The sequence below is a fragment of the Staphylococcus caeli genome (assembly GCF_051413795.1).
Taxonomy (GTDB): domain Bacteria; phylum Bacillota; class Bacilli; order Staphylococcales; family Staphylococcaceae; genus Staphylococcus; species Staphylococcus caeli_A.
Genome location: NZ_JBOIRQ010000049.1, coordinates 1 through 437, shown reverse-complemented (window position 1 = coordinate 437; position 437 = coordinate 1). Strand labels below are relative to the sequence as shown.

Below are 437 nucleotides of genomic sequence, written 5' to 3'. Positions count from 1 at the left end.
AATTCAAAGCTTGTTTAAAAACTCTAATTCACTCGGTTTTGCTTGGTAAAATCATAAATTTTACTTACTTATCTAGTTTTCAATGTACAAATTTTATGGTGGAGACTAGCGGGATCGAACCGCTGACCTCCTGCGTGCAAAGCAGGCGCTCTCCCATCTGAGCTAAGCCCCCATAATAGTATTATTATTAAAATCAATGGTGGGCCTAAGTGGACTCGAACCACCGACCTCACGCTTATCAGGCGTGCGCTCTAACCAGCTGAGCTATAGGCCCATTCTCGATGTGAATACTCTAATGAGCATTCAAAACTGAATACAATATGTCAATGTTATTCCTGCATCTTCATGAGAAGATGTTCCGAATATATCCTTAGAAAGGAGGTGATCCAGCCGCACCTTCCGATACGGCTACCTTGTTACGACTTCACCCCAATCAT

2 tRNA genes and 1 rRNA gene are annotated in these 437 nt (G+C 42.3%); all 3 read right to left on the bottom strand.

What is annotated here, in order from left to right:
* Positions 1–96: 96 nt before the first annotated feature.
* Positions 97–172, bottom strand: a tRNA-Ala gene (locus ACSULM_RS12485).
* Positions 173–197: 25 nt separating this feature from the next.
* Positions 198–274: transfer RNA gene (locus ACSULM_RS12480), tRNA-Ile, on the bottom strand.
* A gap of 100 nt (positions 275–374) precedes the next feature.
* Positions 375–437: ribosomal RNA gene (locus ACSULM_RS12475) — 16S ribosomal RNA — on the bottom strand; the annotation flags it as partial.